The sequence below is a fragment of the Pseudomonas sp. 43(2021) genome (genome assembly GCF_017490805.1).
Taxonomy (GTDB): Bacteria; Pseudomonadota; Gammaproteobacteria; order Pseudomonadales; family Pseudomonadaceae; genus Aquipseudomonas.
This window is the reverse complement of the sequence record NZ_JAFGYJ010000004.1, coordinates 25,493-43,917: the sequence shown is the minus strand read 5'-3', so window position 1 is coordinate 43,917 and position 18,425 is coordinate 25,493. Positions and strand designations below refer to the sequence as shown.

General features: G+C 57.7%; 17 protein-coding genes. 12 read left to right on the top strand and 5 right to left on the bottom strand.

Features of this window, described 5'->3' with window-relative positions; all coding sequences use genetic code 11:
- Nucleotides 1–35: 35 nt before the first annotated feature.
- The 4 genes from J5M71_RS04515 to J5M71_RS04500 all read right to left on the bottom strand — a co-directional run bounded on the left by J5M71_RS04515 (nucleotide 36) and on the right by J5M71_RS04500 (nucleotide 4,358).
- Complete coding sequence (locus J5M71_RS04515; protein ID WP_207830223.1) at nucleotides 36–1,601, bottom strand: DHA2 family efflux MFS transporter permease subunit; 1,566 nt, start codon at nucleotides 1,599–1,601, stop codon at nucleotides 36–38.
- Nucleotides 1,598–2,644 (bottom strand): HlyD family secretion protein, encoded by a 1,047-nt coding sequence (locus tag J5M71_RS04510; protein ID WP_233687516.1) that lies wholly within the window; start codon nucleotides 2,642–2,644, stop codon nucleotides 1,598–1,600. The genes J5M71_RS04515 and J5M71_RS04510 overlap by 4 nt, the downstream gene beginning before the upstream one ends.
- 95 nt (nucleotides 2,645–2,739) lie before the next feature.
- Nucleotides 2,740–3,279, bottom strand: coding sequence for a helix-turn-helix domain-containing protein (locus J5M71_RS04505; protein WP_207830219.1), 540 nt, complete (start codon nucleotides 3,277–3,279; stop codon nucleotides 2,740–2,742).
- Nucleotides 3,280–3,443: 164 nt separating this feature from the next.
- Complete coding sequence (locus J5M71_RS04500) at nucleotides 3,444–4,358, bottom strand: LysR family transcriptional regulator (RefSeq protein WP_063913512.1); 915 nt, start codon at nucleotides 4,356–4,358, stop codon at nucleotides 3,444–3,446.
- Nucleotides 4,359–4,557: 199 nt separating this feature from the next.
- On the opposite strand from J5M71_RS04500, the gene J5M71_RS04495 reads away from it, so the two are divergent.
- The 6 genes from J5M71_RS04495 (at nucleotide 4,558) to J5M71_RS04470 (ending at nucleotide 10,597) form a co-directional block, all read left to right on the top strand.
- Entirely contained in the window at nucleotides 4,558–5,526 is a 969-nt protein-coding gene (locus J5M71_RS04495) for an ABC transporter substrate-binding protein (RefSeq protein WP_207830216.1), read from the top strand.
- 75 nt (nucleotides 5,527–5,601) lie between these two features.
- The gene (locus tag J5M71_RS04490) at nucleotides 5,602–6,453 is read left to right on the top strand and encodes a proline/glycine betaine ABC transporter permease (protein ID WP_207830213.1); all 852 of its coding nucleotides are present in this window, start codon (nucleotides 5,602–5,604) and stop codon (nucleotides 6,451–6,453) included.
- Entirely contained in the window at nucleotides 6,450–7,283 is an 834-nt protein-coding gene (locus J5M71_RS04485; protein ID WP_207830209.1) for a glycine betaine/L-proline ABC transporter ATP-binding protein, read from the top strand. Before J5M71_RS04490 ends, J5M71_RS04485 begins: the two co-directional genes overlap by 4 nt.
- Before the next feature lie 12 nt (nucleotides 7,284–7,295).
- A complete protein-coding gene (hutH, locus tag J5M71_RS04480) occupies nucleotides 7,296–8,819 on the top strand; it encodes a histidine ammonia-lyase (protein WP_063913508.1) in 1,524 nt (507 codons plus the stop codon).
- Between the two features lie 109 nt (nucleotides 8,820–8,928).
- On the top strand, nucleotides 8,929–9,420 hold the full coding sequence (locus J5M71_RS04475; RefSeq protein ID WP_063913507.1) for a GNAT family N-acetyltransferase: 492 nt from the start codon (nucleotides 8,929–8,931) through the stop codon (nucleotides 9,418–9,420).
- 262 nt (nucleotides 9,421–9,682) lie between these two features.
- On the top strand, nucleotides 9,683–10,597 hold the full coding sequence (locus J5M71_RS04470; protein ID WP_207830206.1) for a hypothetical protein: 915 nt from the start codon (nucleotides 9,683–9,685) through the stop codon (nucleotides 10,595–10,597).
- A 265-nt stretch (nucleotides 10,598–10,862) separates the two neighbouring features.
- Here J5M71_RS04470 and J5M71_RS04465 read toward each other — a convergent pair whose 3' ends face one another.
- Nucleotides 10,863–11,372, bottom strand: coding sequence for a GrpB family protein (locus J5M71_RS04465; RefSeq protein ID WP_207830204.1), 510 nt, complete (start codon nucleotides 11,370–11,372; stop codon nucleotides 10,863–10,865).
- Nucleotides 11,373–11,953: 581 nt separating this feature from the next.
- On the opposite strand from J5M71_RS04465, the gene J5M71_RS04460 reads away from it, so the two are divergent.
- The 6 genes from J5M71_RS04460 (at nucleotide 11,954) to J5M71_RS04430 (ending at nucleotide 18,304) form a co-directional block, all read left to right on the top strand.
- The gene (locus J5M71_RS04460; RefSeq protein ID WP_243434084.1) at nucleotides 11,954–12,259 is read left to right on the top strand and encodes a redoxin domain-containing protein; all 306 of its coding nucleotides are present in this window, start codon (nucleotides 11,954–11,956) and stop codon (nucleotides 12,257–12,259) included.
- Nucleotides 12,260–12,467: 208 nt separating this feature from the next.
- On the top strand, nucleotides 12,468–13,568 hold the full coding sequence (locus J5M71_RS04450) for a low temperature requirement protein A (RefSeq protein ID WP_207830201.1): 1,101 nt from the start codon (nucleotides 12,468–12,470) through the stop codon (nucleotides 13,566–13,568).
- 227 nt (nucleotides 13,569–13,795) lie between these two features.
- Nucleotides 13,796–14,098 carry an antibiotic biosynthesis monooxygenase gene (locus J5M71_RS04445; RefSeq protein ID WP_207830198.1) on the top strand — a complete coding sequence of 101 codons (303 nt, stop codon included), beginning with the start codon at nucleotides 13,796–13,798 and terminating at the stop codon, nucleotides 14,096–14,098.
- A gap of 214 nt (nucleotides 14,099–14,312) precedes the next feature.
- Complete coding sequence (locus tag J5M71_RS04440) at nucleotides 14,313–14,819, top strand: sigma-70 family RNA polymerase sigma factor (RefSeq protein WP_207830195.1); 507 nt, start codon at nucleotides 14,313–14,315, stop codon at nucleotides 14,817–14,819.
- On the top strand, nucleotides 14,816–15,814 hold the full coding sequence (locus tag J5M71_RS04435; RefSeq protein ID WP_207830191.1) for a FecR domain-containing protein: 999 nt from the start codon (nucleotides 14,816–14,818) through the stop codon (nucleotides 15,812–15,814). Before J5M71_RS04440 ends, J5M71_RS04435 begins: the two co-directional genes overlap by 4 nt.
- An 81-nt stretch (nucleotides 15,815–15,895) precedes the next feature.
- On the top strand, nucleotides 15,896–18,304 hold the full coding sequence (locus tag J5M71_RS04430) for a TonB-dependent receptor (RefSeq protein ID WP_207830188.1): 2,409 nt from the start codon (nucleotides 15,896–15,898) through the stop codon (nucleotides 18,302–18,304).
- Nucleotides 18,305–18,425 lie beyond the last annotated feature (121 nt).

Genomic DNA, 18,425 nt, shown 5'->3' with positions numbered 1-18,425 from the left:
CGCTCGACGGAAAGAAGAGGGCGCGTCGGGAAGGGTCAATGGGCGTCGGCGGAAGGCTGTGCCGGGGGTTGTACCTTGCGCATCAACGGCACCAGTACCGTGGCGAGCGCGAAACACACCATGATCACCAGAAAAGCGTCGGCGTAGGTCAGGGTTTGCGCTTCGCGCCAGGTCAATGCCCAGAGCTGGCGCAGCGCGGTATGGCTGGCATCCAGGCTGTCCTGGCCCAGGGCTTGGGCGTTGCTGCTCCATTGCTCGAGCCAGGCGTTCATCGTTTCGTTCTGAACGTTCAGGTGCTCGGCCAGGCGCAGGAAATGCAGGTTGGTACGGTCGTTGAGTACCGTGGCGCAAGCCGCGATCCCGAGCGCGCCACCCAGGTTGCGCATCAAATTGAACAAGCCCGAGGCGAGCTTGAGGCGCGCAGGCGAGAGCGCACCCAGGGTGAGGGTCACGGTCGGCGGCACGGCCATCTGTTGGGCAAACCCGCGAATGGCTTGAGGCAGCAGCAGCTCTTTGCCGCCCCAATCATGGGTAATCGAAGAAAAATCCCACATCGAAATGCCGAACAGTGCCAATCCCAGCATCAGGATCCAGCGCAGGTCTACACGGTTGGCGAGAAAGGCATACACCGGAATCGCCAGCAGTTGAAACACGCCAGTGGAAAACACCGCCAGGCCGATATCCAACGCGCCATAGCCGCGCACATGGCCAAGGAACAGGGGGGTGAGGTAGATCGTGGCGAAAATGCCGATTCCGGTAATGAAGGAAAACAGGCAGCCCAAGGCGAAGTTGCGGTCGCGCAGGGCACGCAAGTCAACGATGGGGTCTTCGATCTTCAGGCTGCGCCAGATGAACAGTACGCCACTGATGCCCGCCACCCAGGCGGTGGCAGAAATCGTTGCATCGCTGAACCAGTTCCAGCGCGGGCCTTCCTCCAGGGTGTACTCCAGGCAACCGAGAAACACCGCCATCAAACCAATGCCCAGGTAGTCAGCGCCCTTGAGCAAGTGCAGGTTGGGGTGGTCGACCTTGACCAGCAGCGGTACGGCGATGGTGACGAACAGGCCAGGAACCAGATTGACGTAGAACAGCCAGTGCCAGGACGACACGTCGGTGATCCAGCCGCCGACTGCAGGGCCCAGCGTAGGGGCGAGCGATGCGATGGCACCGATGACCGAGGCAGCGATCACCCGCTGCTTGCCGGTGAAGTAGATGAACGCGGTGGTGAACACCAGCGGGATCATCGACCCGCCAAGAAAGCCCTGCAGGGCACGAAAGGCAATCATGCTCTGGATGTTCCAGGCCAATGCACACAGCAGGCTGGTCAGGGTGAAGCCGGCCGCCGATGCCGCGAAAAGCCATCGCGTGCTCATGACCCGTGACAGCCACCCCGACAAGGGAATCACAATGATTTCCGCGATCAGGTAGGCCGTCTGCACCCAGGCGATGTCGTCTGCACCGGCCGAGAGCCCGCCGCCGATGTCCTTGAGCGATGCCGAGACGATCTGGATATCGATCAAGGCGATGAACATCCCTACGCACATGGTGGCAAAGGCCGTGACTTTCTGTGCGGGTGTGAGAACGGGCAGGGCGCCATTCATGGCCGGGCTGCCGATGCCAGTTTCGCTTGCGGCAGGGCCTGCGGCCCGGTGTCGACTTCGGCGATCACCGAAAGGCCCGGGCGCAGGGCGCCAAAGTCTGCATCGCTGCCCTCAAGGCGCACCCGCACCGGCACGCGCTGCACGATCTTGGTGAAGTTGCCGGTAGCATTCTCGGGGGGAAGCACGCTGAACTGCGCGCCCGTGGCTGGCGCGATGCTCTCGATGCGGCCATGGAAGGTATGGCCCGGCAGGATATCGGCGGTGACGCTGACCGTCTGGCCGACTTGCATGTTCGCGAGTTGGTCTTCCTTGAAGTTGGCGTCCACCCATAGCCCATGGGCGGGCACCACAGAGATCAACTGACTGCCGGATGCGGCAAAGGCCCCGACCTTGGCTCGGCGGTTGCCCACGTAGCCGTCCACCGGCGAGCGTAGTTCGGTGTAACCGATATTGAGCCGCGCCTGCTCCCTGTCTGCCTCTGCTTGGGCCAGCGCGGCTTGTGTCTGCTGACGTTGCGTGTCGATCACCGCCAGTTGCTGGCGCGCCGCAAGCCAGCCAGCCTCGGCGTGGGCCCGATCGGCTTGCGCCGTTTTCCAGGTGGCCTCGACGCGTTGGGCGCTTTGCACGGAAACCGCCTGGCTGCTGACCAGCGTCTGGTAGCGGACCTTGTCGTTCATGGCTCGCTGAGCTTCGGCGCTGCGGGCGTCGATCTGCGCTTTGGCCTGACTGATGAGCGCATGCTGCAACTGCTCTACCGCATCGAGGTTTGCAAGACGGGCACGTTGCGCGGCGACGGCCCCATCCGCTTTGGCCAGTGCCGCCGTGTAGTCGCGCACATCGATCCGCGCCAGGAGGTCACCTGCCTTGACGAACTGGTTGTCCACCACCGCGACCTCGGTGATATAGCCCGGTACCTTGGCGCTGATCACGGTGACGTCCGCGCCCACGTAGGCATCGTCGGTGTCTTCGATGAAGCGGCCATGGCTCCACCAGTGGCTGGCATAGCCTGCACCGCCAACCATCGCGAGCGCCAGTAGCGCCATGCGCAGGAGGGCTTTTCTACCGATGGATTTCCTTGCAATGGCTTCGGTGTCGTCCACCGGGTCAGGCGCTGCGCCAACGTGAGCATTCATGACGGTCAACCCTCTGAAGAGGCTTGGGTGGGGAAGGGGCTTACCAAGGTGCTGCCTTGGCGGTAGGCCTGCCCGGTTTCAGCGCGCCAATGGGTCAGCGGGTCCGCGTCGGGTGCGATACGCAGCCGGTGCTCGTCCACGGTGATGGGTTTTCCAGTGTTGGCGTCCATGAGCGCCAGGGCGACAGGCTCGCCGGTGCGTTCATCGGCCAGGTAGACCTTTTGCGAACCCTCGGCATGCTTCGCACCCCACGCCATCAAGGTCAGGATCACCGGGCGCAGGTCACGCCCGGCCTCGGTGAGCAGGTATTCGAAGCGCGGCGGGTTGTTCTGGTACGGCCGGCGCTCGAGCAGGCCTGCGGTGACCAGGTCGGTCAGCCGACGGGTAAGCGTATTGGTGGCGATGCCCAGGCTGTGCTGGAACTCATCGAACCGGCGCAGGCCATAGAACGCATCGCGCAGGACCAACAGGCTCCAGCCATCACCGATGTGTTCGAGCGCACGGGCTACGGGGCAAGGCATGGGTTGGAAGCTGGCTTTTTTCATGGCATCGGCCTTGGGCGTCATCCTGGGATGACGTCACTATCCGCCAGTAACTTTCATTATGCAAGTTACTATGGCCATGGTTTTGATGTCCGTTGGTCGGCCAGATTGACTTACGTGCAGGGAATCTCATCTACCCGCCAGCGTCGTCATGCGACACCCGTTGTTCACTCGGACGCAAACGACGGCCGTTCCGCGAACCATGCCACCGCCAGCTCCTTGAACGCCTCAGCCGAAGGCGTCAGCGGATAGCGCTGGTCATGGGCCAGGACGATGCTATGCGTTGGCAATTTCTCCAGAGTCGGCCGACACACCAGCGCTTGACCATCATAACTACGGTCACCAAATGGCCGGGTATAGATCAGCGCCACGCCAAACCCGTTGGCGACGAGGCTACGCTGCAGTTCGAAGGTGCGCACACGGTGCACAGCGGCGGGTGATAGATCGTAAAAGCTGAACAGATCCAGCACGTGCTGCCAGCTGTGGACCTGATCGGTGACGACCAGAGTGTATTCGGATAGCGCTTTGAGACTGACGCGCGGCTCCTTGGCCAACGGGTGATCGGCAGCCAGCAGTACCTGGGCAGTCAGCTGACACAGCTGTGTGCATTGCGTGTTCGGCGGCAGACCCAGATCGTAGGTGATTGCCAGCTCTATCGCGCCCTCACTCAGCCGCTTGCCAACATAATCGAAGCTGCCTTCGCGCATATCGACAGTCACCCTCGGGCAGGACTCCTGCATCCGTCGCACAATCTGTGGCAGGCAATAGGGCGCCAGGTCTTCAAAACATCCGACGACCAATTCTCCGACACACTCCCCGGCATTGGCATTGATCTCGGCAAAGGTCCGAGCCTCTGCCAGAACGCGACGGGCCTGGACCATGACGGTGCGACCGAACGGGGTCAGCGATATGCCAAGGCCACGTTGGCGTACGAAAATCGATTGACCCAGTACCTCTTCCAGTTCGGTGATGGCCGCCGAGATGGAGGGTTGTGAAACATGAAGCTCCATGGCGGCAGTCGTCAGGTTTCCGTGCTTGGCCGCTGCGAGCGCATAGCGAAGTTGTCGCAGTGTGAACTTCATAGTTTTTTCCGTTGTGATACATCAGGACATATTATTTTATCCTTTTTTAAGGTTGTGAAATATTTCTACTGCGCAGTGGCCACCGATCACAGGGGCCACGCCGATGCCGATTGCAAGGCTCATCAGCAAGTTTGGCGACCCTCTTTGGGCCGGATGCCCTCGACTACTGCAATCCATGTTCTTGTTTGGGAGCGTCACAATGAAAATTACAAAGGCTCTGCTGACCACGACACTATCTTTCGGGCTGCTGGCGGCCGCTGGCGCCAGCCAGGCGGCCGGTTGGTGCGAGTCTGGCAAACCGGTGAAATTCGCCGGTTTGAATTGGGAAAGCGGGATGCTGCTCACGGATGTGATGCAGTTCGTGCTGAAAAACGGTTATGGCTGTGATACCGATAGCTTGCCGGGTAACTCCATCTCCATGGAAAACGCCCTGAGCAGCAATGATATTCAGGTATTTGCCGAAGAGTGGGTGGGGCGCAGCGAGGTCTGGAACAAGGCAGCGGCTGCCGGCAAGGTGGTTGGCGTCGGCGCGCCGGTCGTTGGCGCGGTAGAAGGCTGGTATGTGCCGCGCTATGTGATCGAAGGCGATGCCGGGCGCAAACTCGAAGCCAAGGCTCCGAACCTCAAGACCATCGCCGATCTTGGGCAATACGCCCAGGTATTCAAGGACCCGGAAGAACCGGACAAGGGGCGCTTCTACAATTGCCCGGCCGGCTGGACCTGCGAGCTGGACAACAGCGAGATGCTCAAGCGCTATGGCCTGGAAAGCAGCTACACCAACTTCCGCCCGGGCACCGGCCCGGCACTGGATGCCGCCGTGTTGTCGAGCTACAAGCGTGGCGAGCCGATCCTGTTCTACTACTGGTCGCCGACACCGCTGATGGGCATGGTTGACCTGGTCAAGCTGGACGAGAAGCCAGGCGTGGATAAAACCCTGACCATCAAGGTGGGCCTGTCGAAGGCCTTCCACGAGCAGGCGCCGGAACTGGTGGCGGTGCTGGAAAAGGTCAATCTGCCGATCGATCTGCTGAATCAGAACCTGGCACGCATGAGCAAAGATCGTATCGAGTCGCCGGAACTGGCCAGGTTGTTCCTCAAGGAGCACCCCGAGGTCTGGCATGGCTGGGTCAGCGAAGACGCAGCCAAAAAGGTGGACGCGGCACTCTGAGCGTGTGAACTCGCCCGGCTCCTGCCGGACAAGGCGCATGACAGTCCGCTTCATACACTTGCTCGAGAGAATCCCATGTTTCCCAAGAACTTCACGTTTTCCATTGCCGACTGGGTCAATGGCTGGGTCGATGCGCTGGTAACCAACTACGGTGACGTGTTCCGACACATCTCCGACACCCTGCTGTGGGCCATCGTCAACCTCGAAGGCCTGCTGCGCGCGATGCCCTGGTGGCTGATGCTGGCGATCGTCGCCGGTATTGCCTGGCATGCCACTCGTAAAGTCGTGACCACTGCCGTGATCGTCGGCTTGCTCTTCCTGGTCGGTGCGGTCGGTCTCTGGGACAAGCTGATGCAGACCCTGGCGCTGATGCTGGTAGCAACACTGATATCGGTCCTGGTCGGCATTCCGCTGGGTGTCCTTTCGGCACGCAGCGATCGCCTGCGGGCGGTGTTGATGCCGCTGCTCGACATCATGCAAACCATGCCCAGCTTCGTGTACCTGATTCCGGTTCTGATGCTGTTCGGCCTGGGCAAGGTGCCGGCGATCTTCGCCACCGTCATCTATGCCGCCCCGCCGCTGATTCGCCTGACCGACCTGGGCATTCGCCAGGTGGATGGCGAGGTCATGGAAGCGATCAACGCGTTCGGTGCCAATCGCATGCAACAACTGTTCGGCGTGCAGCTGCCACTGGCGTTGCCGAGCATCATGGCCGGTATCAACCAGACCACCATGATGGCCCTGTCGATGGTAGTCATCGCGTCGATGATCGGTGCCCGTGGCCTGGGTGAGGACGTCCTGGTCGGCATCCAGACCCTGAATGTGGGCCGCGGCCTCGAAGCGGGCCTGGCCATTGTGATTCTGGCGGTTGTGATCGACCGCATTACCCAGGCCTATGGCCGACCACGGCATGGGGTGGGCAAATGAGCGTTACGCAGACGATGAACAAGATCGAAGTCAAGCATGTCTTCAAGATCTTCGGTGCTCGCGCCGAAGATGCCCTGAAACTGATCCGCCAGAATAAAGCCAAGGATCAGGTCCTGGCCGAAACCGGCTGCGTGGTCGGGGTCAACGATCTCTCGTTGTCCATCGGCAGTGGTGAGATCTTCGTGATCATGGGGCTGTCGGGCTCTGGCAAGTCGACCCTGGTGCGCCACTTCAACCGCCTGATCGACCCGACCAGCGGCGAGATCCTGGTCGATGGCGAGGACATTCTGCAATACGACATGGACGCCCTGCGCGAATTCCGCCGGCACAAGATCAGCATGGTGTTCCAGAGCTTTGGCCTGTTGCCGCACCGCACCGTGCTGGACAACGTCGCTTACGGCCTGAAAGTCCGGGGCGAGAGCAAGGCCATGTGCGCGGAGCGAGCCCTGCACTGGATCAACACCGTGGGCCTCAAGGGTTACGAAAAATCGTACCCGCACCAGTTGTCCGGCGGCATGCGTCAGCGCGTCGGCCTGGCCCGTGCTCTGGCTGCCGATACCGACATCATCCTGATGGACGAAGCCTTCAGTGCGCTCGACCCGCTGATTCGCGCCGAAATGCAGGACCAGTTGCTGGAACTGCAAAAAACCATGCACAAGACCATCGTCTTTATCACTCATGATCTGGACGAAGCGGTGCGTATCGGCAACCGGATTGCCATTCTCAAGGACGGTCGCCTGGTCCAGGTCGGCACGCCGAAAGAAATCCTCTACCAGCCTGCGGACGAATACGTCGATCGTTTCGTGCAGCGTCGCGTAGCTTCGCTTTAAGGAACCGCGTGTATGTCGTTTGCCGAAAAAATCATCATCGCCGAGGCGCCAGTTCGTTGGCAGGACGTGGTGGCTGTGGCCCGGCATGGCGCGAAGCTTGAGCTGGCCCCCTCGGCCTGGGCGCGGATCGAGAACGCCCAGGCGATTGTCCAGCGCATCGTTTCCAGCGGTGACCGCGCCTATGGCGTCAACACCGGGCTTGGCGCCTTGTGCAATGTCTCGTTGCAGGACGAACAACTCAGCCAGCTGTCGCACAACACCTTGCTCAGCCATGCCTGTGGCGTGGGTACGGCGCTGTCGGACGAACAGACCCGGGCGATCATGTGCGCGGCGATCATCAATTTCTGCCAAGGCCGTTCAGGCCTTCAGCGCAAGGTGGTCGAGGCGCTGCTGACCTTGCTCAACCAGCATGTCACCCCGCAGGTTCCGAAACAGGGGTCGGTGGGGTATCTGACCCACATGGCACATATCAGCATCAGCTTGCTGGGCGTAGGCCAGGTCAGCTTTCGCGGCCAGATCATGCCGGCGCAGCAGGCCTTGGCCGAGGTCGGCCTGGCGCCGATCAAACTGGGTGCAAAGGATGGTCTTTGCCTGGTCAACGGTACCCCGTGCATGACTGGCCTGAGCTGCCTGTCCTTGGACGACGCCACCCGGTTGAGCCAATGGGCCGACGTTATCAGCGCCATGAGCTTCGAGGCCCTGCGCGGCCAGCTCGATGCCTTCGATCCTGAAATCATCGCGATGAAACCGCACCCCGGCATGCAGCGCGTGGGCAGTAACCTGCGTCGCCTGCTCGACGGCAGCGAAATCATTGCCAGTAGCCAAGGCATTCGCACCCAGGACGCCTTGAGCATTCGCTCGATCCCGCAGGTTCACGGTGCTGCGCGCGATCAATTGGAACACGCTGCGCGGCAGATCGAAACCGAACTCAACTCCACGACCGACAACCCGATGTTACTGGGTACCCCCGAGTCGTATCGGGTGGTTTCCCAGGCGAATCCGCACGGGCAGTCCGTGGCCATGGCGGCCGACTTGCTGGCAATCGCGGTAGCGGAGATCGGGGCGATTGCCGAGCGTCGTCTCGATCGCCTGATCAACCCGTTGGTCAGCGGTTTACCGGCCTTCCTGGTCAGTCAACCGGGGGTGAATTCGGGCATGATGATTGTCCAGTACGTGGCCGCTTCACTGTGTGCAGAAAACCGTCAGCTGGCACAACCGGCAGTCGTCGACAACTACGTCACCTCCGGCCTGCAGGAAGATCACCTGAGCATGGGCACCAATGCCGGGTTGAAGCTGCACCGCGCCCTGGAGAACTGTACGCAGATCCTCGCCATCGAATACTTGTTGGCGGCCCAGGCCTTCGAGTTCCTCAAAGAGCAGCGCTTTGGCGCAGGTACCAACGTTGCCTGGCGGTTGCTGCGCGAACGGGTTCCGGCCTACGCCCAGGACCGTTGGTTGGCCCCGGATATTGCCAGCAGCGCATCGATTCTGAAGGACCCCGGTTTGCTTGGTGTTGCATTCCCCGAGCTGCTTTGACAGATGTAGGCGGCTCGCGACCTCGATCCATGACGAAGCAAGTTGTTCTGTGCCCGAAGATGCCCTAGGCTGCCTCCTTGTGAATCGATGCTATGACACTGGGTAGACGATGAGCGAATTACAAGGATGTTTAGGATTTTCCGGTCTGGAGTGCCGGCCTGTGGGGCCATCCGACGCAGAAATGATCTGCTCGCACCGCCAGGAAATGTTTCTTGAGGCGGGTGGGGACCCTGCAGAGCTACAGGTCATGACTCAGCACTTTCGCCCTTGGCTGGAGGAGCGGCTCGGTGACGGTCGGTATTACGGGTTCAAACTTCTGGATGGCGACCAACCGGTCGCAGCCATTGGCCTGATGAGCATTGATTGGCCGCCCCATCCATCGCACCCAACCCAGGACAAGCGTGGTTATGTGTTGAATGTGTTCGTCCAGCCGGCCTACCGCCGCCGAGGCCTGGCTTCGGCCTTGATGCAAGCAGCTGATGCCGAGTTCGCCCGCCGAGGAATCACCTTCGCTGTCCTGCACGCCACCAGGACGGGCAAACCGGTCTACGAGCAGACCGGTTGGACTGGCACCTCGGAAATGGCCAAATCCATTACTTGAGAGTGGCCGCTTTCGACTCAAAGCAGCCGGTGAGGATTATCTACAAAAGCGTGCACAAATAACCCGCCTGGGCGACGGTAACTACACCCTGCATGACTGCAGTGGTTACTTGCACTTTGAAAATCTGCTAGTCTCACAATCCTAAACCGACAACTGGCTTTCTGTACGGTGCGCTGCCTTACGCATAATAGGGCTATCGCCCGGATAGAGTGAACTCCCGCCGTTGCCGGTACTTTATTGACCCTTGTTTCCGAGGACTGGGATGCCCCCTGAAATAGAAAAGTTGCAAAAAACAATTGAAGCAATTACTGGCGTCACCGATGCAGTGGTTGATAAGGAATACGTGTCGGAACTCTCAGAGGATCATTTTAGTCTTCTTCCCTACGGGGACTTGCCGCTCGGCGCACTGCGCCGTACTCACGGCGGCCTGGCGGACGAAGTCATAATTACCGTTAACTTTGGCATCTCGCGAGATTTAGCAGGGCTTCAAGCTCTGGAGCTTATCTCCTGGTGCGTGCGCGATGCTGCGCGCGGTGGTGAGCCTATTCAGGTCAGGTCCTTGGCGCTTCCGCCTATTGGAGAGCAATTCGGCACGACGCTTCGCTTTGTGATCGAGTACTTCTACGTCGACCCGGAACAGGACATTGCGAAGCTGATCACCAAGGTGGGAGAGCTTGCCGATCAGTTCGGCATCATCCAAAACATGATGCCCCAACCCAGCCCTCTCAAAAAGTTCCTACCGTGGCGTGCCAAACAAACCGGCACTGAACCGAGCCATGAAGAAGAAAAAAGCAGTGACCGGCGCCGAGGAGCTTGGCTGATGCTAGGAGGCGTTGTTTCGTACTCCGGTTATACAAGACTTCCAGGTAGTTGGGCAGAGGGCTCTGGTCTGCTGGCAATCGGGATTTTTTTGGTCACCTGTGCGATCATCTGTAAACAGTCCACATTGGCTTTCATACAGCGCATCATAGTTGCTGCAATTAGCTTCTCTCTAGCTTGCTATTTCGCAGCCAAGCTATATCAGGATGTGATAAACGGCCGCTATGGAGCTCTTGCCAATCTGCCGACGAGGTCAAACTGGGACTTGACGGTATTAATTGGGATGATCCTGGCTCTCATTGGGATTTCGGCGGCTATGCTCTTCAAACCAAGCAAAAAGGGTAATAACCGATCCTGAAACGTGAATATCACATTTCAGCGCATCGAGCACGGCAATCCGCTTGAGCCACAGGTTTATGCGCAAGTGTCCTGCACGGTATTTGAATGTTCGAGTTAACCGTACAGGACACCCGGTGGGTAAACGCCATCCGAATTCCCGATTCCGGCTGTTAGCGGCTCTTAGCCAACGGCAGCTATGGGTCGAAAGCTGCCGGCCTTGGTTGACCGCTTTCGACCCATAGCGGACATCTAATATCGGAGTTCCCTCGCGGCCCAACGATCATTCAACTATGGATACCGGCGTTCATGAGCGCGGTGGTAATGAATGGTCCCTTTTTCTCAAGATATTCAGCCATTCCACCATTATTGCTCGACTCCAACTGAAGCTTCAGCGTTTCATACTGCTGGCGGATCGAGGCATCGCTCCTGAGCAAATCTCTGAACCCAAGCATCTGAGTGATCGAAATGTGGTCGCGGACACAAGCGTGGAGCTTGTGCGTGCGGATCCCATCCACATTGCGTCGGTAGAAATAATGCCCTTCCGATAGGTCACTTCCTCGAACATACCCCAAATCCTTTAACACCTCGTCTCGCGCCGAGACATTGCAATGATCGCGGACCTCGATGAGTACATCGATCTCGGGCTTCGCCGCGAGACCTGGAACAGAGGTGCTTCCAACGTGGTGTATGGCAATCAGTTCATCGCCAAAGGCCGAAGCGATGAGTGACTTGTCTGCCAGAAATTGGAGGGGCCATGCGGGGTTGTAGGGAGCGATCTTGCTGGTCAGTGCCATGTCCGTTCCTTGATGGCAAATACTTGAAGTGGCGAATTATCTCTGATCTTGCAGGTTGGCGGGACGATCAGCATTGAAAAATGACGGCAAAAGTCATCCAGGCGTTGTCGCACCTTTCGCATTAACGCTCAACCGAAATATCAGCGGCTTGCAGCCAATGTCCGCTTTGGGTCGAAAGCAGCCATTCACGACTGTCCGCTTCCGACCCATAGCTGCCCTTCGTTGAGGACAGCTAACGGCCAGAAGCGCTCAGTGGCATTGTTGGCACTGGAGGATACCGAAAATTCGCTCAGCGACAACGGTAAGCCTCACCAACGACTATAGTTATTGGTGAGCCAGAGCTAATCCGACCCTTTCCCAGCCAAACTGGCCTAAATCCAATTCCGCGATTACACGGCGGATCTCCATGTGTTCCGTGATGCGGAACGTGAACGTTTCGTTGCCGAAATCACTCAGGCTCAGGCTGAGATCGAGGCACCGTTGTCTTTTGTAAACCCCTTGATGGTGGATGGAGTTATCCCGCCGGGCACGTCGTATCCCACTGAGCACGCCCCAACCACCCATCTATCAAGGTTCAAGCAATGAAAACTTCAGAATTTGATGATGCAAAAGAAACGAATGGCGATCTGGTTCAGGGGCCGCTGCCGGCCGGCACTGTCGCGCCCAACTTCACCCTTTACGCAACTCCTGATCAACAGTTGTCGCTGCGTGAACTCAAGGGAAATCCCGTGGTACTGGCGTTTTATCCCGCTGACTGGACTTCGGTGTGCGGTGACCAACTGACATTGTACAACCAGTTGCTACCCACATTCAGAGAATACGCCGAGAGGATACTTACATCCCCAAAATTCAAGCCGCCTTCAATGGCGGGGTACGAAGCGGCGTGAACGGCACCCCAACATTCTACATTGATGCGGTTCGCTATGACGGGGTTCCAGAGTTCAACGAGATGATTCAGATGATTGAACTTTTCTTGGTGCGTGGACGAAATCGGTAGAGAGCGACATCGGCTTGGTATCACCCACCCCAGAGCCGAGGGAAAGCCAGCGTCAGCTGCCTTCTTCATTAAAGAGGTGTACACGGAGCCGGCAGCTAATGAAGTCTTTGAAATATTATGAAAAAAATCGACGCGCCACATGGTTGGAGTTGTTTTTTGACCTGACTTTTGTTGTTACAATTGGCCAGGTTACGCATACTCTCGGACATGTTCATCAAGGCCACTTTGAGCATGGGCAATTATGGACTTTTTTGCTGCTTTTTATACCACTGTGGTGGGTCTGGTCCAGTCACACGATTTACTCCAATAGGTTTGATACAGACAGCAAACTTCACCGTTTGGCAACATTATTCATAATGCTGCTGCTCATTGTGCTATCTGCACGGATCGGAGAAGACCTGGAAGTTAACTACCCGCTTATTATTGCCTGCTATTTTGGTATACGTGCCATTATCAGCATCATGTACATTTCGTCCATAAGCAAGCTCGATTCTCGTGGCGAACTCTCCTCTAGGCTTGGCTTCGCCCTGTTAGTTAGCGCAGTTGTTAGTCTTTCATCAGTTCTTTTTAGTCCGCCCGCGCGTTACTTTGTTGCTTATATTGGAATCATTCTTGATATTTTGCTTCCTGTTTTTTTCTGGACTAAACTAAAACCATTGCCGGCACATACAGAACACTTGATTGAACGGATAGGCTTGCTCACGCTCATTTTATTGGGTGAGTCAGTGTTTAGCCTTTCTGGAGGCTTATCTGACATTCAATGGGATCGCTATAATGTGATGGCGGCAATCACCGGATTTATCATGATTTGCAGTATATGGTGGATCTACTTTGATAGCTTTTACCTGCTGAGCAAAAATCAAATCAGAATGAGCGGGCACTCCTTGATCTACTCGCACCTTTTTCTTTTTATGGGGCTTGCACTCCTGGCTAATTTGATCAGGCATGCGATCCTGAATGACATTGCGATGCGCGATTTCCAGATTATGTCGCTCATCGGCATGGCCTTGTTTTTCCTAGGCAAGCAGTATGGCTATTTCATAGCCGTAAGTAGAATAAGGAAATACATACTGCAAAACACCTTGATCGTGTTTTCTTTGGGTGTATTGGTCATATTCCTACCCCGCGTCGAGTACATATTGGTCGGCCTGACAGCAACCATGATCTCTTATGTTTTCCTAAATTTCAGATATCGTTGAATCACTACTATTAGACCGCAGATTGGGACAAAGTGATCAAGCGGCTGGCTTGCGGCTTACACGCCGCCCACTACGTCATTCTCACTACCCGTGCGCCACCCGCCGCTACCCTTGGTCTTTTGGGGTTTGTAATCCTGCCATCATCGACCATAGTTAAGAGTCGGATGCCCCTTGTGGCTATCGCGACCTGATAGCGCCAGCCGCACCGTAACAACAGGAGCCACGTCATGGTCAACGTAGCGTTGTTCGTTCGTCTGGAAGCAAAACCCGGGAAAGAGAAGGATGTAGAGAGCTTTCTCATGGGCGGCCTTCCAATAGTGGAGGAGGAGCCTGCCACCACCGCTTGGTTCGCAATCCGCTTGGGGCCTTCCACCTTTGGCATCTTTGACGCCTTCCCGGATGAAGCTGGGCGACAAGCGCATCTTTCGGGAAAGGTCGCAGCGGCGCTTATGGCAAAGGCTGCCGAGCTGTTTACCAAACCGCCGTCAATCGAGAAAGTTGATGTCCTTGCTGCCAAGCTACCCGGCTAAGGAAGCCCAACAAGACATTCCGATCAACGTTCCTGCCGCCACGTGAAGGCTAAGTTGCCAGCCGTTACCCGCTTCTCGGGAGGCAGCAATGGGTCGAAAGCGGCCAACCAAGGCCGAAAGCTTTCGACCCTAAGCAGACATTCTGCGTCCTTGTCGACAACCCAATAGTTGCATATGATACTAAGTCTCATTTGCATCGATTCAGTGGCAACTCATGGCATCCGTCGACAGTGCTCAGCTCACGGCTCTTTACGAACAGCAACACCGCTGGCTGCGTCGCTGGCTGTATCGGCAATTGAGCTGCTCACACCGCGCCGCTGATTTGATGCAGGACACCTTCATGCGCCTGTTGCTCAGCAAAGAGGCGTTGGAAGTCCGGCAGCCTCGACCGTTTCTGGCGAAGGTGGCACGCAGTGTCCTGTCAAACCACTACCGCCGCACACGCCTGGAAAAAGCCTATCTGGATGCGATCCAGACGGAAGACGAAAACGTGCTGCCGGATCTGGCGACCCAATTGATTATTTTCGAGACGCTGGTTCGACTCGACGAAGCACTCTGTAAGTTGGATATCGCCGTCAAAAAGGCATTCCTCTGGTCGCAACTGGATGGGCTCAGCCATGGGGAAATTGCCGAGCGGCTGGGTATTTCAATCGCTACCGTCAAACGCCACATCATCAAGGCAGGTGCGCAGTGCATGCTGGTGACGGAAGCGCTGGAATGACGATCACCGAAAACGCCTTTACCCGAGAACCCGCGCCATCACCGAAAATGTGTGAGGAGGCGATGGCATGGTGGCTCGATATGCAGGAAGCTAATTTTGATTCACCCGCACAGGCCGCCTTCATGGCATGGCGTAGTGAACACCCCTTGCATGAGCTGGCCTGGGAAAGGGCCTTGGCCCTGGCTGCGCAGCTAGACTCATTGCGTACCCAGGGCGATCCAAACCTTGCCCGACAGGCCCTGTTGCTTTCTTCTCAGGAAGGGTTGAGCAGACGACGGGCCATCAAGGGCCTGGCCTTGCTGCTGACCACAAGCGCGGGTGCATGGTTGGCCGGAGGCAGCGAAGTGGTTTCGCGCTTGAGCGCCGATTACGTCACGGGTGTTGGAGAGCAGCGACGCGTCGCGCTGAACGCCAATCTGTCGTTTGATCTCAATACCCGCAGCGCGATAAATGTTCGTCATACAGATCATCGCTGGCACCTTCGATTACTCAGCGGCGAGATCCTGGTCGACACGGTTTTGAACCAGGCACTCTCCATCGAAGCCACTCAGATTCGCGCACAGGCGACCTCGGCGCGCTTCACGGTACGCCAATTTGACAATGGCTCGACTCAGTTGGCGGTCTATCGTGGCTCACTTCAGGTAAGCCCGGCAAAAGCGAGCACGTGGACTTCCTTGCAGGCCGGGCAACTGGCTCGTTTCGGGGCGCTCGGCCTGCTCGATCAGGATGCACTGCAAGCAAACGCTCCGGCCTGGGCAGAAGGCATGATCGTCGCCAACGGCCAACCGCTCCAGGCTTTCCTGGATGAACTGGGTCGGTATCGTCATGGGCATCTCGGGTGCGACCCCGCATTGGCCAACCTGCGTGTATGGGGATCCTACCCGCTGGCAGACAGCGATCGAATCATCGATGCCGTTGCCCAGACGCTGAAACTGGATGTCCAGCGTTTCACTCGCCTATGGGTCAACTTGCGCGCCTTGCCGGCAACCGTTTGAACTATTTTCGTCTTCGATGAGCCGTTTTGATTTCTGGCGAGACTTATAGGCCATACATCAAAAGACATCGGGGAACTTCACATGCATCACCGCAGTATTTCGTCGTGCTACGCAACCCCGCTCGCCAGCACCCTGGGTTGCGCCGCGGCGGTTCTGATTGCCAGTTCATCGCCAGTGTGGGCAGCCGCCGATAGCAGCGTGCAACACTATGAAATCCCTGCTGCGCCACTGGGCACTGCGCTCAATCACCTGGGCCAGCAAGCCCATTTGTTGTTGTCGTTTCCCAATGAATTGATTGCCGGACAAAACAGCCCTGGCTTGAAGGGTGATTACACGGTCGACGGTGCGCTACAGGCGCTGCTTGAGGGCAGCCAGCTCATAGCGGTGCGCCAGCCGGATGGGCGATACACCCTCCAGCGAGCGCCGGCTTCTACCGCGCTGGAGCTTCAAAGCATTTCAATTTCGGGCAAAGCGCCCGGGTCTACTACAGAAGGTACCGGGCTTTACACCACCTACTCATCCAGCAGTTCCACCCGTCTGAACCTGACCCCCAAAGAGACCCCGCAGTCGCTGACCGTCATGACCCGCCAGCGCCTGGATGACCAGCGCCTGACCAATCTAAGCGATACCCTCGATGCCACACCGGGCATCATCGTGTTGCGCGACGGGCTGGGTGCCGAATCCGATGGTTACTTCTCGCGCGGCTTCGAGGTTCAGAACTTTGAAATCGATGGTGTGCCTACCGTCAAGCGCATGGACAATTACACCCAGAGCATGGCCATGTATGACCGGGTGGAGGTGGTGCGCGGTGCTACCGGCCTGATCAGCGGCCTGGGCAGCCCTTCAGCGACGATCAACCTGATCCGCAAGCGTCCGACCTCCGAGGCTCAGGCCAGCGTCACCGCAGAAGCTGGTAACTGGGACCGCTACGGAACTGGCTTTGATGTATCTGGCCCGCTGACCGAAACCGGCAACGTACGCGGTCGTCTGGTCGCCGACTTCAAGACAGAGCAGTCATGGGTAGACCGCTACAAGCAGGACTCGCAGCTGATCTACGGCATTACCGAGTTCGACCTGACTGAAGACACTCTGCTGACAATGGGCTTCAGTTATCAACGCACAGACGTTGACTCGCCCATGCGCTCCGGCCTGCCGACCCGCTTCACCGACGGGTCTCGCACCAACCTCAAACGCTCGCTCAATTCGGCTCAAACGTGGTCTTACAACGACCATGAGCAAACCAGTTTTTTCACCTCGATCGAACAGCAGTTCGCCAATGGCTGGAGCGGAAAGATCGAGCTGACCCACTCCGAAAACAAGTTTGATGAAGTCTTCAACTACGTCAACGGCAGCCTCAACCCGGACGGAAGCGGCACCACTCAGTTGCCAGTGCGCTTCTCCGGCATCCCGCGCCAGAACAACATCGATGCCTACCTGACCGGCCCGTTCGGTCTGTTGGGCCGCGAGCACGAATTGATCGCCGGCGTGACCTTGTCCAACTACTACGAGGACGTGCCAAGCTACGGCGGCTGGAAATACGACTATTCCGGCTCTCCGGCTGGCGCGATCGATAACCTGTTGAACTGGAACGGCGGCTCGGCCAAACCGGAATTCGACGTCACTGGCAAATCCACTGCCGACGAAACCCAATACGCCGCTTATCTCGCCACGCGCCTGCACGCCACCGACGATCTCAGTGTCTTGCTGGGTAGCCGCGTGATCGATTGGCATCGTGACATCGAGGATAAACCCTACAACGCCGAGCAAACCAAGACCAAGGAGGCGGAAACCGGCGTCTACATCCCGTATGCTGGCGTGGTGTATGACGTCAACGATACGTGGTCGCTGTATGCCAGTTATACGAAAATCTTCAACCCACAGTCGTCCTGGGTTCGCGACATCGACAACAAACCACTGGATCCGATGGAGGGCACCGGGTATGAAGTTGGCGTCAAGGGAAGCCACTTCGACGGCAAGCTGAACTCCAGCGTCGCGCTGTTCAAGATCGAGCAGGACAACCTGGCGATCTGGATCGATACCCCAGGCGGTAACACGTATAAGTCGGAGCAGGGAACCACTACCAAAGGCGCTGAATTCACCCTGGACGGAGAGCTGGCCGAAGGCTGGCAGGCATCTGCCGGTTATGCCTATGCAGTCAGCACCGACGCTGACGACCAGCGTATCGTTACCACCCTGCCTCGCCACAGTCTCAAGACCTTCACCAGCTATCGCCTGCCGGGGATTCTGGACAAGCTCACCCTTGGCGGCGGTGTGAACTGGCAGAGCAAAACCGGTGCCGACCTGCACACCTTCACTCAGGGTAGCTATGCCGTCACCAACCTCCTGGCTCGCTACGACTTCAACAAGCATCTGAGTGCGTCAGTCAATCTGAACAACGTGTTCGACCGTGAATACCTCAGCTATGCCGGCGACCACGGTATGTACGGTGCTCCAAGAAACATCATGACGGGTTTCAAGTACAACTTCTGACGTTCGCGCGCTTCGTGCTGAACCGGAGCCATCGGTTTCAATCCAGTATCGACGCCCGCAAATCCAACGGCAATCGGCACTACTGGGAATCGATGGCTCGGGAGAGTGCGCCTGTGGCGCT

What these genes read in the sequence shown, in the direction of transcription:
- J5M71_RS04515 (WP_207830223.1), bottom strand. Translation starts at nt 1,601, where the DNA reads ATGAATGGCGCCCTGCCCGTTCTCACACCCGCACAGAAAGTCACGGCC.
- J5M71_RS04490 (WP_207830213.1), top strand. Translation starts at nt 5,602, where the DNA reads ATGTTTCCCAAGAACTTCACGTTTTCCATTGCCGACTGGGTCAATGGC.
- J5M71_RS04500 (WP_063913512.1), bottom strand. Translation starts at nt 4,358, where the DNA reads ATGAAGTTCACACTGCGACAACTTCGCTATGCGCTCGCAGCGGCCAAG.
- J5M71_RS04465 (WP_207830204.1), bottom strand. Translation starts at nt 11,372, where the DNA reads ATGGCACTGACCAGCAAGATCGCTCCCTACAACCCCGCATGGCCCCTC.
- J5M71_RS04475 (WP_063913507.1), top strand. Translation starts at nt 8,929, where the DNA reads ATGAGCGAATTACAAGGATGTTTAGGATTTTCCGGTCTGGAGTGCCGG.
- J5M71_RS04440 (WP_207830195.1), top strand. Translation starts at nt 14,313, where the DNA reads ATGGCATCCGTCGACAGTGCTCAGCTCACGGCTCTTTACGAACAGCAA.
- J5M71_RS04445 (WP_207830198.1), top strand. Translation starts at nt 13,796, where the DNA reads ATGGTCAACGTAGCGTTGTTCGTTCGTCTGGAAGCAAAACCCGGGAAA.
- hutH (WP_063913508.1), top strand. Translation starts at nt 7,296, where the DNA reads ATGTCGTTTGCCGAAAAAATCATCATCGCCGAGGCGCCAGTTCGTTGG.
- J5M71_RS04470 (WP_207830206.1), top strand. Translation starts at nt 9,683, where the DNA reads ATGCCCCCTGAAATAGAAAAGTTGCAAAAAACAATTGAAGCAATTACT.
- J5M71_RS04450 (WP_207830201.1), top strand. Translation starts at nt 12,468, where the DNA reads ATGAAGTCTTTGAAATATTATGAAAAAAATCGACGCGCCACATGGTTG.
- J5M71_RS04430 (WP_207830188.1), top strand. Translation starts at nt 15,896, where the DNA reads ATGCATCACCGCAGTATTTCGTCGTGCTACGCAACCCCGCTCGCCAGC.
- J5M71_RS04505 (WP_207830219.1), bottom strand. Translation starts at nt 3,279, where the DNA reads ATGAAAAAAGCCAGCTTCCAACCCATGCCTTGCCCCGTAGCCCGTGCG.
- J5M71_RS04495 (WP_207830216.1), top strand. Translation starts at nt 4,558, where the DNA reads ATGAAAATTACAAAGGCTCTGCTGACCACGACACTATCTTTCGGGCTG.
- J5M71_RS04485 (WP_207830209.1), top strand. Translation starts at nt 6,450, where the DNA reads ATGAGCGTTACGCAGACGATGAACAAGATCGAAGTCAAGCATGTCTTC.
- J5M71_RS04510 (WP_233687516.1), bottom strand. Translation starts at nt 2,644, where the DNA reads ATGGCGCTACTGGCGCTCGCGATGGTTGGCGGTGCAGGCTATGCCAGC.
- J5M71_RS04435 (WP_207830191.1), top strand. Translation starts at nt 14,816, where the DNA reads ATGACGATCACCGAAAACGCCTTTACCCGAGAACCCGCGCCATCACCG.
- J5M71_RS04460 (WP_243434084.1), top strand. Translation starts at nt 11,954, where the DNA reads ATGAAAACTTCAGAATTTGATGATGCAAAAGAAACGAATGGCGATCTG.